This is a genomic window from Thalassospira australica (assembly GCF_000763295.1).
GTDB lineage: Bacteria > Pseudomonadota > Alphaproteobacteria > Rhodospirillales > Thalassospiraceae > Thalassospira > Thalassospira australica.
Genome location: NZ_JRJE01000028.1, coordinates 30,073 through 43,950, shown reverse-complemented (window position 1 = coordinate 43,950; position 13,878 = coordinate 30,073). Strand labels below are relative to the sequence as shown.

Here is a 13,878-nt window from a genome sequence, read left to right as displayed (position 1 = left end):
CGGCATCAAGCCAAGGCAGTGTTTTAAAAGACCGGGTTACGCGACCCGGTCTTTTTTATCGGCAACGCTAACATCCACCCCGACGCGATACCGAATGTGGCACCGCCCATCAAGCCCATGTTCGATATCGGCATTCACCCCAAACACCCTGTGCAGATTATCGACCGTCAGGATTTCCGTCGGTGTGCCGATGGCAATCAACCGCCCGCCATCCATCATTGCAATCCGGTCGCAGAACTGGGCCGCGTGATTAAGATCATGCAAGGCCGCCACCACCGTCAACGGCAAGCTATGAACCAGCTCTAACAAGCCCAGTTGATGGCGGATATCAAGATGGTTTGTCGGTTCATCCAGCAACAGGAAATCAGGCTGTTGCGCCAAGGCACGGGCAATATGCACGCGCTGTTTTTCCCCACCCGATAGGGTCTGCCACATCCGATCGGCCATATCGCCCATCGCTACACGATCCAGCGCATCCGCGACAATCGCGTCATCCCCCGCAGACCAGGGCGAAAGCAAGCTCAGGTAAGGTGTACGCCCAAGTGAAACGGCCTCGCGCACGGTGATGCGATCAATGGTATCGGCCTGTTGTTCAACAAAACCGATCCGGCCCGCCAATGTGCGTCGCCCCACCCTTTTCATCGGTTGCCCGTCAAGCAGGGCGGTGCCAATTGTTGGCGGGCGAAGTCCGGCCAAAACCGACATCAAACTGGTTTTTCCCGATCCGTTCGGGCCGATCAATCCCAAAAATTCGCCCGGCTCAACCCGAAGCGAGACATCCTGAACAATCTTTTTGAACCCAACAGACCAGCCGACATCGCGTAATTCCAACGTCATCTCAGAACCCTTCCATGACAGAGGATAAGCGCAAATGACGGCGCCCCGATCAGGGCAGTGATCACCCCGATGGGCAGGACTTGCCCCGGCACGATGACACGCGACACCACATCCGCACCGACAAGAAACAGCGCACCGATCACGGCCGAGAGGGGCAATAAAAGCCCGTGCCGGGTGCCGACAAATAACCGCGCCGCATGCGGAATGACAAGCCCGACAAAGCCGATGGATCCGACGATGCTGACCATCACCGCTGTCATCAGGGCAGATACCCCGATCAAAATCACATAGACCCGGCGAACCGGCACGCCAAGGGATGCCGCAGAATCGCGGCCAAAGGTAAAGGCATCAAGGGCGCGCGCATGCCAAAGACATACGATCAGTCCCAAAAGCGTGATCGGCAATGCCAATCCCGCATCGGGCCAGCGCACCCCGCTTAGATTACCCAGCAACCAGAACATGATCCCGCGGGCTTCTTCGGCGCTGGCCGATTTGGTCACGATAAAGGACGTCACGGCGTTAAAAAGCTGCGCACCGGCAATCCCGGCCAGAATGATCGCACCTGTCCCCCGCCCGGCCTGAAGCGACAGCAAGGCAACAAAGGCAAATGCCACAACCGACCCGATAAAGGCCCCAAGTGAAAGCCCCAGCATCCCCGCACCCACACCAAGAATGGCAACACTGACAGCACCGGTGGATGCGCCCGCAGAAATACCCAGCAAATAGGGATCGGCAAGTGAATTGCGCAAAAGCGCCTGTAACACAGCCCCCGAAAGGGCCAATGCCGCACCACAGGATGCCGCCACCACCGCCCGGCTTAGCCGATAGTTCCAAATGATCCCGGCATCAATCGGGTCAACGGCGTGCCCGGCATTCCAAAGATGATTGGCGATGGTATCAAATACCGTTTTGACCGGGATTGATGTTTCGCCGATTGTTGCAGCAAAGGCCAATGCAAGGGTCAGCAGGACCAGCGCAGAAAGCACCGCGCTGGTCCGAAGCCCGATCATGGATGAAAGGGTGCTGATCAATTGCTGTTGCTCGCCTGAAAACGGGTAACGGCGTCTGCCAGTTTTTCGATCCCGTCGATGGTCCGAATGGTCGGGTTCATCGACATCGCATCAAGCACGACAATCCGGTCATTGCGCACAGCGGCCATTTGGCTGGTTACCGGATCGGATTTCAGGAACCTGACTTTCATTTCCCAGTCATCAGCTGGGAACCGGCGGCGTTCCATTTTGCCAATCGCAATGATATCGGGGTTGGACCGTGCAATGGTTTCCCAGCCGACCTTGGGCCATTCATCATCGCTTTTGATAACGTTGGTGACACCAAGCGCATTGGCGATATAGGCTGGTGCGCCCTTTTGCCCGGCAACAAATGGATCAACATCGATCTCGGCACTTGAGAACCAAAACAGTGCGCTGATGCCGCTGCCATCAACGTTTTTGACACGCGCACGTGCCACGTCTTCGCGCGCCTTAAGGTCCGCAACCAGTTTTTCACCCCGGTCTTCGACATCAAAAATCTGCGCCATTTCGGTGATGGTTTGATAAATCAGATCCATGGAAAAGGCATCAAGCCGGGTGCCGTCGCCGCCCGTCGTGTTGTCCTTACCAACACAATCGGCCGGTGCGGTGTAAACCGGGATGGATAGTTCGGAAAACTGCGAAATGGTGCCAACTGCCCCATTTGGCCCGACATGCCATTGATACTGATTGGTCACAAGATCGGGTTTCTGGCCCAGGACACTTTCAAAACTTGGATCATTATCGGCAAGGCGCGGAATTTTGGCATTGGCATCGCGGAATTTTTCCGCCACCGGATTAAACCAGACGGCCGTCCCAACCACCCGATCCGCAAGGCCCAGCATATATAAAATTTCGGTATTGCTTTGTCCCAGTGAAACAACCCGCTCCGGTGCCTGATCAAAGGTCACGCTGCGTCCGCAGTTTTCGATTGTCAGTGGATAATCCGTTGCCTGTGCGCCTTGCGCAAAAGACACCAACCCCGCAGCAAACACCCCGACTGCAAGGTTCTGTTTTGTCAAATTGATCACGTTGTACCCTTTCGCGGATATGCCGACCGACGGGCTCGCCGTCCGTCAAAAACATATCACCTTATTGATGTTATGTTATAACATAACATCAATGTTTCTACCGTCAAGGGACTGGCGAGTGTGCTGAAAAATGGCGGGAAATGTCAGAACCGGCACACAGATTGCATTTCTTTCAAACTGTGTATTGCATGACACGCACCGACATCCTCCGGGGCACCCCGCCCGGTCCGTCGTGTTTGTGTCGGCAGGTCTCCTGGCTCACGGGTCACGGCATTTTCCTGACCTTCCCGGGAATAATCCCAGTGGTACTGATTGGAAAAAATGCTCTCCGCCTACAGTTGCGGGGGCAGCTTCGGTTGGTGATCTGTCAAGGTAAGAACCCAAGACACATCACGTCGAATTCCCTTTATCCGAATTTCGGATACCGACGGTATTGTTGATGTCACAAGGCACCCAAAAGCGTCAACAAAATACGCAGACTCTAAATGCCTGTGGGCATGGCAGCGTTTGACGTCGTGAGGATCGAGGTCACATCACGCATGGGTGGTGCCCCAAACATTCGGGCGTATTCGCGGCTAAACTGCGATGTGCTTTCATAGCCCACTGCATAGGCCGCACTGGCAGCATCCTTCATTTCGGCCAGCATGATTTGACGTGCTGCCGTCAAGCGTAACCGTTTTTGATATTGCAGCGGGCTCATGGCAGTGACCTGCTTGAAGTGATGATGGAAGGATGACGGACTCATATTGACGTGGCGGGCAAGCTCTTCAACGCGAAGCGGCTTTTCGAAATTATTCTTTATTACCTGCAGGACGGTGGAAATACGCTGCATGTTGCTGCCCCCCATTGCAAGACGCGCTATCAGCGCGCCTTTGCCGGTTTGCAGCAATCGATAATGCACTTCGCGCATCAGAAGCGGCAACATCACCGGTATTTCCTGGGGATGTTCAATCAATTCAACCACCCGCAAAACGGCATTCACAAGTTCCGCTGAGGTTTGTTCGACAAACAGTCCGCGTGTGCTTTCGTCGTCTGTTGCGATGTCCATATTCATGCTGGTGACCAGCTCGCTTAATATCTGTGGATCAAGATCAAGCGACAAACTGCGATAGGGTATTTCGGAACTGGCCTTGGTCACATGCCCGACAATCGGCAAATCAACCGAGGCGGCCAAAAGCTGCCCAGGTTGATAGCAAAACACTTCGTGTCCCAGCGTGACTTCCTTGGTACCCGATACAATCAGGCACAGGCACGGCTTGTAGATCGTTGGAACCTTCAGGCTTGGTGAACTGGTTCTATAAAGCCAGACCGGATCGATATCTGTGCGCACTGAACCATCCGGCTCGCAGTATTTGTCAATCAGGTCGCATAGTCGCTGATAGGTATCCATCGCCAAATCCCTTTGATTTCATAGGCCATAATATACACGCACGCACACCACCGAAAAGAACCACCAAGCTGATTTGGAGAAATAGGCAATCGATGTCGAGTTCTGTGTATTCAGCAAACCGGCCTTAACCGACACAGTAAGCGCATGACACAAACGAAACGGAGGATGTCATGACGGGTCCAGTCAATTACGTCGAAAACAAAACCATCATTATCACCGGTGCCAGTAGCGGCATCGGTGAAGCCACGGCCAAACTTCTGGCCCAGTGGGGAGCAAAAGTCGTTCTCGCGGCACGCCGGACCGAACGCCTGGACGAAATTGTCACCGAAATCGAAGCTTCTGGCGGCACAGCGATGGCACGTGCTGTTGACGTGACCCAGGCAGACAGTGTCGAAGGCCTTGTCTATCAGGCACATAACCTGTTTGGCCGCGTAGACGCGATTTTCAATAATGCTGGCGTGATGCCACTTGCCCATTTGTCGGAACTCAAAACCGACGAATGGGACAACATGATCAACGTCAATATTCGTGGCGTTCTGAACGGCATTGCTGCTGTTCTGCCTCTGTTTGAACAACAGGGCGGCGGTCATGTGATCAACACCGCCTCGATCGCTGCACACATGGTTGCGCCAAGCGCTGCAGTCTATTGTGGCACCAAATATGCGGTTTGGGCGATTTCCGAAGGTCTTCGCCAGGAAAGCACCAATGTCAGAGTGACCACCATTTCGCCCGGCGTGGTCGAAACCGAATTGGGTCATGACATTACCGATCCGACGGGCAAGGAGCTTCTAGCCCAATTCCGCCAAATCGCACTTAGCCCGGATGCCATTGCACGGGCTGTACTATATGCCCTTGATCAACCAGAAGATGTTGACGTCAACGAGGTGATCGTTCGACCAACCGCCTCTGCTTTCTAATCATCTTGCTTTGATGGCCGGGTGATCTGAAACCTCCCCCACCCCGGATCAACCGGAACATCGCCCAAGGAACGGCATCGCAATGCGATGCCGTTCCTTTTTTGTGCGTCGGGCACTTTACCAGATCACGTCAAAACAACCTTGAATTTGCCATGTTTCGTCCCGAATACCTCCACACTGGTCGGTAAGCTTGCGCGACAAATCGAAACCATCGGAACATGATGCACATGACGACTTCTGTGGAACGCAGACGCTTTTTGAAATCCATTGCCGCTGCCGGTTTGATCCTGCCGGGCATGTCGATCTATCAACATGCTTTGGCCGATGTCCCCGGACTTGATCTTGGCACAGCACAAAAGTTTGATTTCAATGATTTGATCAACCGTGCCAAGGCCATGGCACAGGTGGCCTATGAACCACCTGTTGCCCCCAACCCGGAAATTGTCGGCAAGATCGATTACGACACCCACGGCAAGCTGCATTACAAGCGCGACCATTCGCCGTTTTCCGATGGATCGGGCACCTATCCGGCGACGTTCTTTCATCTGGGCATGTATTTCGCCAAACCGGTGCACATGTATCTGCTTGAAAACGATACTGCGCGCGAAGTCATCTATAAGCCCGATTACTTTGACATGCCAAAAGACAGCATTGCCCGCCAGCTTCCCGCCAACAGCGGCTTTGCCGGGTTCCGCCTGCATGAAAATCAGGCACGTGATGACTGGAAAACCCAGGACTGGGCCGCGTTCCTTGGCGCGTCCTATTTCCGCGCCATTGGTGATGAAGGCCAATATGGCCTGTCTGCACGTGGCATTGCGGTCAATACCGCGACCTCAATTCCCGAAGAATTCCCTGATTTCCGTCAGTTCTTTATCAAACCGGCCAAAAACCCCGAAGACCCGGTGACGGTCTATGCGCTGCTTGATGGGCCAAGCATCACGGGGGCCTATAAGTTCCTGCTTTATCGCGGCAAAGGGGTGACGATGGATGTTGAAAAGCATCTGTTTGTGCGCAAAGACATCGAACGGCTTGGCATCGCGCCACTGACCAGCATGTTCTGGTATTCCGAACAAAACAAATCGTTCCGCTTTGACTGGCGTCCCGAAGTGCATGACAGCGACGGGCTTGAACTTTGGACCGGCGGCGGAGAACGCATCTGGCGGCAGCTTAACAACCCCGAAACCATCCGCGCATCGGCCTTTGGCGATCGTACCCCGCGCGGCTTTGGCCTGATGCAGCGTGACCGGGATGTGAAAAACTATCTTGATGGCGTGCGCTATCACCGCCGCCCCAGCCTGTGGGTCGAACCGCAAGGCGACTGGGAAAACGGCGCGGTACAGCTGATCGAAATCCCGACCGATGATGAAATTCACGATAACATTGCCGCCTTCTGGGTGCCCGACGGCCCCGCCAAGGCTGGCAATTCTTATCAGTTCAAATACCGCCTGTACTGGCAGGCCCATAACCCGTTCCCGGTCAAGGAACTTGCCACCGCCACCGCCACCCGCATGGGCCGCGGCGGGGAGCCGGGCACGAACCGGCCACAGGACGAAATCAAGTTTTCGGTCGAGTTTGAAGGCGATGTTTTGGGGACGCTGGCATACGGCGAATTTCCGGAAATCGTTGTTTCGACCTCACGCGGGGAAATCACGCGCACCAAAATCGAACCGATCATGGATACCCGCATCTGGCGGGCGGCCTTTGACTTGAAAGTCACCGGCGATGATCCGGTGGATTTACGGATGTACCTGAAACGCAATGACGCACCGCTCAGTGAAACATGGATGTTTCAGCATTTGCCAGCCCTCAGCAACCAGCAGCAGGTTTAACGTAAGGACCCAAAGAAATCCTTGAGAAGGGTTGCGGCCTCGACCTCGCCAATGCCGCCGTAAACTTCCGGGCGGTGATGGCAGCTTGTGCTTTCAAACACGCGTGGGCCGTGATCAACCCCCCCGCCCTTGGGGTCATAGGCACCGAAATAAACCCGCCTGAGGCGGGCAAATGAAATGGCGGTTGCGCACATCGGGCAGGGTTCGAGTGTGACGTAAAGATCGCAATTGGGAAGCCTGGGTTCGCCCTTGGCCCCGGCGGCGGCCCGGATGACAAGAATTTCGGCATGTGCCGTGGGGTCGTTCATTTCTTCGGTCAGGTTACCAGCGCGTGCCAAGACTTCGCCGGTGTCAGCATCTACCAGAACGGCCCCGACAGGTACTTCGCCGCGCCGTGCTGCGGCACGGGCTTCTTCAAGGGCCATATCCATATAGCTGTCTGCACTCATGATGTTCCATTCCGTTGACGTTGGCGACAAATGACGCGGCTTGTCTTATCGGGTTTGTTTTTACTTCGTTTTAGGACGTGTCGGGTCAGAGTGCTACCAACCAGATGATCGGTCAAGCCATGATCCGAAAGGCATCACTACGGCCTTGATCGCATATCATCTGCAGTGAACGCATGGACCGTCCGCGTGAAATGCCGTTGCCCTAAGCCTGTTACACAGGTAGTTTCCGCAAGAATTTATTCGCCATCACGTCACAAGCATCTGGGGTTTACCCGTCATGACCACGCGCAAGCCGATCATTGGTATCACACTCGATTCCGAAGAACCGGGGGGCTATTCCAAATTCCCGTGGTATGCGCTGCGTGAAAACTATGCCGGTGCGGTTACCAAAGCGGGCGGCATTCCCATGCCCCTGCCCCACGAAGTTGAACTGGTGCCTGATCTTTTGGACCTGATTGACGGGCTGGTTGTGACCGGCGGGGCGTTTGATGTTGATCCCAGCCTTTTTGGCGCGACCGAAAAACACGACACGGTTATTACCAAGGATCGGCGCACCAAATTTGAATGGGCCATGGCCGAAGGCGCGCTTAAGCGCGACATGCCGGTTTTGGGTATTTGTGGTGGTCAGCAACTTTTGAACGTTATTCTCGGTGGATCGCTTATTCAGCATATCCCAGATGTTGTTGAAAACTGCCTTGCCCACGAACAGCCGAACCCGCGCGATGAAGCGGGCCACGATGTTACGGTTGAGGCCGACACGCTGCTTGCGAAAATTGTTGGCGATGTCAAAACGCTTTCGGTTAATTCCGCCCACCATCAGGCGGCAAACGAGGTTGGCCCGGATGTGATTATCAATTCCTATGCACCAGATGGCGTGATCGAGGGAATTGAACATCCGAAATATCGTTATTGTCTCGGGGTCCAGTGGCATCCCGAATTTCATATCAGTTCGGGCGATGCGAAGATTTTCGACGCCCTGATTTCCGAGGCCCGCAAATGAGCGACAAGACCCAAACTCCAGACGATAACAAACCCGAACGCATTGCCAAGCGCATTGCGCGATCCGGTGTCTGTTCCAGGCGCGATGCCGAACGCATGATCGCCGAAGGGCTGGTCAAGCTGAACGGCAAGGTGCTTGATAGCCCGGCTGTCACCGTAACCGATGAAGACGAAATTTACGTCAATGGCAAACCATTGCCGGAAAAGGAAAAACCGCGTCTTTGGCGTCTGTTCAAAAAGCGCGGGTTGGTCACCAGCCACCGCGATGAGCAGGGCCGCGATACGGTGTTTGAACATCTGCCAAGTTACGTTCCACGCGTGATTTCGGTTGGCCGTCTTGATCTGAATTCCGAAGGGTTGCTGTTGCTGACCAATGACGGCGAACTTGCGCGCTATCTGGAACTTCCCGCGACGGGCTGGGCACGACGTTATCGTGTGCGCGTCCATGGCCGGATCGAGGAAGAAAAGCTTAAACAGCTTGAAGACGGTGTTACGGTTGATGGCATCAATTACGGATCGATCCACGCCGAAGTTGACGTTCAAAAAGGATCGAACGCCTGGATGACGGTCACGCTGCGCGAAGGCAAGAACCGTGAAATCCGTCGTGTCATGGAACATCTTGGCTGGCCAGTCACGCGACTGATGCGTGTGTCCTATGGTCCGTTCCAGCTTGGCAGCCTTGCACCGGGCGATTGCGAGGAAATCACCGGCAAGGTGATGAAAGAACAGCTCGCCGCATTCTTTAAGGGCGATTATTCCAAGGTTTCCGAAAAGAAATCCGTCGCCCGTGGCGGCACATCGCGCCCCAAGGCGCCGCGCACCGTGTTTGGTCAACCCGCACAGCGCAAACGCCCACAAGGCGGACCGGGTGCGAATGCCCAAACCGACGAGAATGAAGACAAGCGTGACGGCAACGCACGTTCCGGACCAGCACGCAAAGGACCGCGCATTGGAGCAGCCCCGCGTGCAGGGGGCCGTGGCAAACAGGCCGCCGGTTCGGGACGGCAGGAACGCGATATGCGCGAAGAACGCGGTGACGCACGCCCGACCAATAAAGGGCGCGGGCGGTATGGGTCTGGCGGCAAGGCTGCAGGCACTGATGATCGCAGTTCCGAAGGTCGTGGACGCGGCGGCAAGGGCCGTGCTGCGGGCGGGTTTAATGACGTGCGCAACAAACCGGCCAGCAAACAGACAAGCAAATCCGGCGGTCGTTCAGGCAATTCGGGCAACAGCACCCCGGGCCGCAAACCGGCGGGTAATCGCCCACGCGGTAAAAAGGACTAAGTCGTATGCGGATTGTCGGTGGCACCCATCGTGGCCGGGTTTTGAATGCCCCGGAAGGGCGCGACACACGCCCAACGCTTGATCGTGTGCGCGAGGCACTTTTTAGCATCCTGTCACATGCATCGCGCTGGTACGAAGATGACTTTAACCCGCTTTATGATGGCGTGATCCTTGATGCCTATGCCGGTTCCGGCGCGCTTGGCCTTGAAGCCATTTCGCGCGGGGCCGATCAGGCGGTGTTTTTTGATACCGATCGCAAGGCCGTAGCGATCATTGAACAAAACATCGAAAAATTGCGTATTGCCGATCAGGCCCGCGCCAAGCGGGCGGACGCCACCAAGCCCCCACGTGCAACCGCACCGGCAAGCATGGTGTTTCTTGACCCGCCCTATGGCAAGGAGCTGCTTGGCATCAGCATCACTGCCCTTGCCAAGGCGGGATGGATTGATCGCAACACATTGATTGTTGCCGAACGCAGTCCGCGTGATCCGGAAATCGATCTCGATGGGTTTGATCTGTGCGACAGTCGCAAGTATGGCAAATGCCAAATTGATATCGGCCGGTTTCACGCCTAGGGCCACATCAACGCAAGCGCAAGGCAGCCATTCACCTGCGACCTGCTGCCAATCGAGAAAAACTGTGATAGCGTTTTGATCGACATTGAAACGGTTGGTTGTGATGAAAGCCCTACCCCGGACTGCACCAGATCAGGATTTTGGCCGCCTGTTGCGCCATTGGCGCCGGACGAGCGACATCAAACAATCGCGTCTGGCTGATATTCTGGGCGTTACACAGGCAACCGTGTCGCGCTGGGAAAATGGCACACAACATCCCGCCCCCTTGCAACATGACCTGATCCGCCAGATGATGACGCGCAAACGCAATTTCCGCCTTGATCATGCGGTGAAGCGGCTGGTGACACATTCATCCCAGCGGGTGCACCTGATCGAAGACAGATCCCATCGTTTGCTGTGTGCATCCAACCCACGCGAACAGGAATGGCAACGCGATAGTACCGCGCTGATCGGCACATCGCTTTGGCGCTTTGCCACCCCGGAAATTGCGTCCGCGGAAAAAAGCCTGCATGGCATGGGCTGGCACGAAGATCAGACCGATCACCTGACATTTGAAACATCCCGGCGCGACGGTGATCCGATGCGGATCACGGATACCTATATCCTTTGGGAACGGTTTTTCCTGTCTGATGGCACGGCGGTGCGCCTGACAACCGGCTTCGATCAGGCCCCCAAACAGATTTAAACAGCGCGTTCCGCCCTTGCGTATATTTCATACGTGGCACGTTTGGCGTCTTTTCGGCTAGACAGGTGCAGGATTTTCTTTGCCGAACGGCTTCCCTGTACCCATTCCCTTTCCATCGGAACTGCCCCATGCCGCCGACTGCTGCCATCATTGTTCTTTATAGTCTTGGGCTTACTGCCTCGATGCAGGTTGGCCTGATTGGCCCGATTGCCCCGGATTTACGTGCGGGTTTTGGCCTGAGCCAGGCAGAATTTGGCCTTGTCGCATCCCTGATTACCGCTGCGGGTGCACTCTGTGCCATTCCGACGGGGGTTTGGGCCGCACGTGCGGGTTTGCGCAAATCGCTTGTTCTTGGCTGTCTTATGATGATCGCGGGTGCTGCCATTTTTGCCACCGCCAATGTTAGCACCATGCTTTATGTCGGGCGTATCGTTACCAGTATTGGCTATCTTCTGATTGTTGTTGGCGCGCCAAGCTGGATGGCAGGGTTTAACAACCCCAAGCTGGTCGCCATGGCCATGAGCATCTGGGGCACCTTTATTCCGGTGGGTATCGCGCTTGGCAACTGGGTGAGTGCGGCGGTTGTCACCTGGCTCGACTGGCGGCTGGCGGTGGTGGCATGCACCCTGCCCGTTCTGGTTTTGCTGCCGCTTCTGGCCCTGATGACCAAACCAGGCACGCCAACCACGCGCCGGTCTGTTGTGCATGGGGTGGTTGGTGTTTTGAAATCACGCGCAGCCCTTCGGGTTGCCTTGACCTTTTCCGCCTTTGCCGGCGCGACATCCGCCGCCCTTGCCTTTATGCCCGCAATGCTTGCCGATAACCTTGATATCGGAATTGCACTGTCAGCAGGCATCATCGGCACAACTGCGATTGGTGGAAACGTGGTCGGCAGCATTGCCGCCGGAACCGTTTTGGGGCGCAACGTTTCAGGGCGCAGCATTCTTGTGCTGTTCCTGCCCATGATGGCGATTGCCGTATCCACCCTGTTTATCAGCACATCCGTGCCAATCAGCATTACCGCCCTGATCATTTTCAACATCTGTCAGGGGGCCGTTGCCGGTACGTGCTTTGCCCTGCTGCCCGGCATTGCCAAAGATGGCCTTTCCATGCCCGCCCTTCAGGGGATGCTCGCACAGTTTGCGGAAATCTTTGTCGTGATTGTCCCGCCGTTTGCCGGTGCGATGATTGACCAGAACGGATGGGTCGGCGCGGCCACCGTCCTTGGCGGGTTTTATTTTGCAGGATTCCTGATATCGGCCCGCCCATGGCCCAACAGCCAACCTACATCACAAAACTATACATCACGATGACTTGACCTCCATACCGAAGCGAGCGACCCTTCAACGGCAGATAACTTAAAAAAGTTCAGGGAAGTGGAATGCAGTGGATCAAGGCCATCTTTATCGGACTGATATTGATCGGCCTTTCTGTTCTTGCAGTGTTCTTCATCTGGCTTGCCCCGGTCGGTGCTGCCTATAGTGCCAAGATCATGTGTTCAGCCATTTTTGTGAACGGCCTGCCATCAAGTCGTGCGCGGGAAGTTGATGTCCTGGCAGACAACAATCCTCTTCTGACGCTCATCACCACCAATGTAGACCTGCGCAATCAAACCGTCAGCGCCCATGCGTTCGGCTTTCGAAAAAGATTCGCTATCTACCGCCCCAATCTGGGCTGCACCCTTGCCGAAGACACAGACCACATTGCCCGACTGCGCAATTCGACCCCGTTCTTAAGGCCGATTACCCCACAGGAATTGTTAACCAGCCCACTGCCAGCGAACGTCGACCGGCGGGCGTTGAACAACGTCCTGTTTGATGTGATGGATGAACCCGGAGTGCACCCCGAACGCCGAACACGGGCAGTTGTCATCCTGCATCAGGGGAAAGTCGTCGCCGAGCGTTACGCACAGGGCATCACAGGCCAGACCCCCTTGCCGGGATGGTCAATGACCAAAAGCGTTTTTAACATCATCCTTGGGCGTATGCGCCACGAAGGCATGATCACGGACGTCTATGACCCGGTTCTGATCAATGAATGGCGGACGGACGCCAGCGATAGCCGTGCAAAGATCAATTATGACGATCTGCTTCGAATGCGCAGCGGCCTTAAGTTTGATGAAAGCTATGCCAATCCGCTTTCCGATGTGGTGCAGATGCTGTTCGTCGAACCGGGGGCAGCAGGGTTTGCCGTTTCCAAACCCCTTGAAAACACGCCGGGCAGCGTTTTTTCATATAATTCCGGGGCCAGTAATATCCTGTCTGCAGCCATCCGAAACCTGAGTGGGTCACGGGCTGCATATATGAGCCGCCCGACAGAACTTGTCTTCCGGCCGCTTGGCATTGCAAATGCCGTTATCGAAACCGACCCGGAAGGCTATTTTGTCGCGTCAAGCTTCATGCATGCGACCGCACGTGACTGGGCAAAACTGGGACAGCTTTTCTTGCAGGATGGCGTCTGGAACGGGGAACGCCTGTTGCCGGAAGGTTGGGTGGGCTATTCCACCAGCCCCGCTGCAGAAGACGAAAACGGCGTCTATGGCGCCCATTGGTGGCTGGACCTTCCCGGTGGTCGCAACGAGGACGGCAGCACACGTGACGGCGCCCCGCAATTGCCGGAAGATGCCTTCTTCTCGCTGGGGCACGACGGTCAGTCGCTAAGTGTTATTCCGTCAAAAGACCTGGTGGTTGTCCGGTTGGGCGTGACACGAAAGCGCGCAGCATTTGATCTGCGAAAGTTCATTTCCGATCTAAGCGCAATCTTCCCCGACACGTCAGATAACGCGCCAAATGCTGATACATCGAACGGTTCGCAAGACGCCGAGGCCCCGAGTTAGGACGTTTTCCGTTTGGAT

The 13,878-nt window shown here is 55.6% G+C and carries 13 protein-coding genes and 1 riboswitch; of the genes, 8 read left to right on the top strand and 5 right to left on the bottom strand.

Features of this window, described 5'->3' with window-relative positions:
- Positions 1 to 36: 36 nt before the first annotated feature.
- From JF44_RS0111975 to JF44_RS0111960, 4 genes are all read right to left on the bottom strand, one after another.
- Positions 37 to 837, bottom strand: a complete 801-nt coding sequence (locus tag JF44_RS0111975; RefSeq protein WP_033069232.1) for an ABC transporter ATP-binding protein — start codon at positions 835 to 837, stop codon at positions 37 to 39.
- A complete protein-coding gene (locus tag JF44_RS0111970) occupies positions 834 to 1,868 on the bottom strand; it encodes a FecCD family ABC transporter permease (RefSeq protein ID WP_420340865.1) in 1,035 nt (344 codons plus the stop codon). Before JF44_RS0111970 ends, JF44_RS0111975 begins: the two co-directional genes overlap by 4 nt.
- Positions 1,865 to 2,896: an ABC transporter substrate-binding protein gene (locus JF44_RS0111965; protein ID WP_052065827.1), complete on the bottom strand. Its 1,032-nt coding sequence runs from the start codon at positions 2,894 to 2,896 to the stop codon at positions 1,865 to 1,867. The genes JF44_RS0111970 and JF44_RS0111965 overlap by 4 nt, the downstream gene beginning before the upstream one ends.
- A 226-nt stretch (positions 2,897 to 3,122) precedes the next feature.
- A riboswitch (cobalamin riboswitch) is annotated at positions 3,123 to 3,340 on the bottom strand.
- A 37-nt stretch (positions 3,341 to 3,377) separates the two neighbouring features.
- Positions 3,378 to 4,286 carry an AraC family transcriptional regulator gene (locus JF44_RS0111960; protein WP_033069231.1) on the bottom strand — a complete coding sequence of 303 codons (909 nt, stop codon included), beginning with the start codon at positions 4,284 to 4,286 and terminating at the stop codon, positions 3,378 to 3,380.
- A 170-nt stretch (positions 4,287 to 4,456) separates the two neighbouring features.
- On the opposite strand from JF44_RS0111960, the gene JF44_RS0111955 reads away from it, so the two are divergent.
- Positions 4,457 to 5,203, top strand: coding sequence for an SDR family oxidoreductase (locus tag JF44_RS0111955; RefSeq protein WP_033069230.1), 747 nt, complete (start codon positions 4,457 to 4,459; stop codon positions 5,201 to 5,203).
- Positions 5,204 to 5,430: 227 nt separating this feature from the next.
- A complete protein-coding gene (locus JF44_RS0111950; RefSeq protein ID WP_033069261.1) occupies positions 5,431 to 7,032 on the top strand; it encodes an OpgD/OpgG family glucan biosynthesis protein in 1,602 nt (533 codons plus the stop codon).
- Here JF44_RS0111950 and JF44_RS0111945 read toward each other — a convergent pair.
- Positions 7,029 to 7,481, bottom strand: coding sequence for a nucleoside deaminase (locus JF44_RS0111945; protein ID WP_033069229.1), 453 nt, complete (start codon positions 7,479 to 7,481; stop codon positions 7,029 to 7,031). The two genes, JF44_RS0111950 and JF44_RS0111945, sit on opposite strands and share 4 nt — an antisense overlap.
- Positions 7,482 to 7,758: 277 nt before the next feature.
- Between JF44_RS0111945 and JF44_RS0111940 the strand changes: the two genes are divergently transcribed.
- From JF44_RS0111940 to JF44_RS0111915, 6 genes are all read left to right on the top strand, one after another.
- Positions 7,759 to 8,481, top strand: coding sequence for a gamma-glutamyl-gamma-aminobutyrate hydrolase family protein (locus tag JF44_RS0111940; protein WP_033069228.1), 723 nt, complete (start codon positions 7,759 to 7,761; stop codon positions 8,479 to 8,481).
- Positions 8,478 to 9,764: a pseudouridine synthase gene (locus JF44_RS19985; protein WP_052065825.1), complete on the top strand. Its 1,287-nt coding sequence runs from the start codon at positions 8,478 to 8,480 to the stop codon at positions 9,762 to 9,764. The genes JF44_RS0111940 and JF44_RS19985 overlap by 4 nt, the downstream gene beginning before the upstream one ends.
- 5 nt (positions 9,765 to 9,769) lie before the next feature.
- Positions 9,770 to 10,339, top strand: coding sequence for a 16S rRNA (guanine(966)-N(2))-methyltransferase RsmD (gene rsmD / locus JF44_RS0111930; protein ID WP_033069227.1), 570 nt, complete (start codon positions 9,770 to 9,772; stop codon positions 10,337 to 10,339).
- A gap of 103 nt (positions 10,340 to 10,442) precedes the next feature.
- The gene (locus JF44_RS0111925) at positions 10,443 to 11,024 is read left to right on the top strand and encodes a helix-turn-helix domain-containing protein (protein ID WP_052065823.1); all 582 of its coding nucleotides are present in this window, start codon (positions 10,443 to 10,445) and stop codon (positions 11,022 to 11,024) included.
- 128 nt (positions 11,025 to 11,152) lie between these two features.
- Positions 11,153 to 12,337 carry an MFS transporter gene (locus JF44_RS0111920; protein WP_052065821.1) on the top strand — a complete coding sequence of 395 codons (1,185 nt, stop codon included), beginning with the start codon at positions 11,153 to 11,155 and terminating at the stop codon, positions 12,335 to 12,337.
- A 68-nt stretch (positions 12,338 to 12,405) separates the two neighbouring features.
- The gene (locus tag JF44_RS0111915; protein WP_033069226.1) at positions 12,406 to 13,860 is read left to right on the top strand and encodes a serine hydrolase domain-containing protein; all 1,455 of its coding nucleotides are present in this window, start codon (positions 12,406 to 12,408) and stop codon (positions 13,858 to 13,860) included.
- The last annotated feature ends 18 nt before the right edge of the window (positions 13,861 to 13,878 follow it).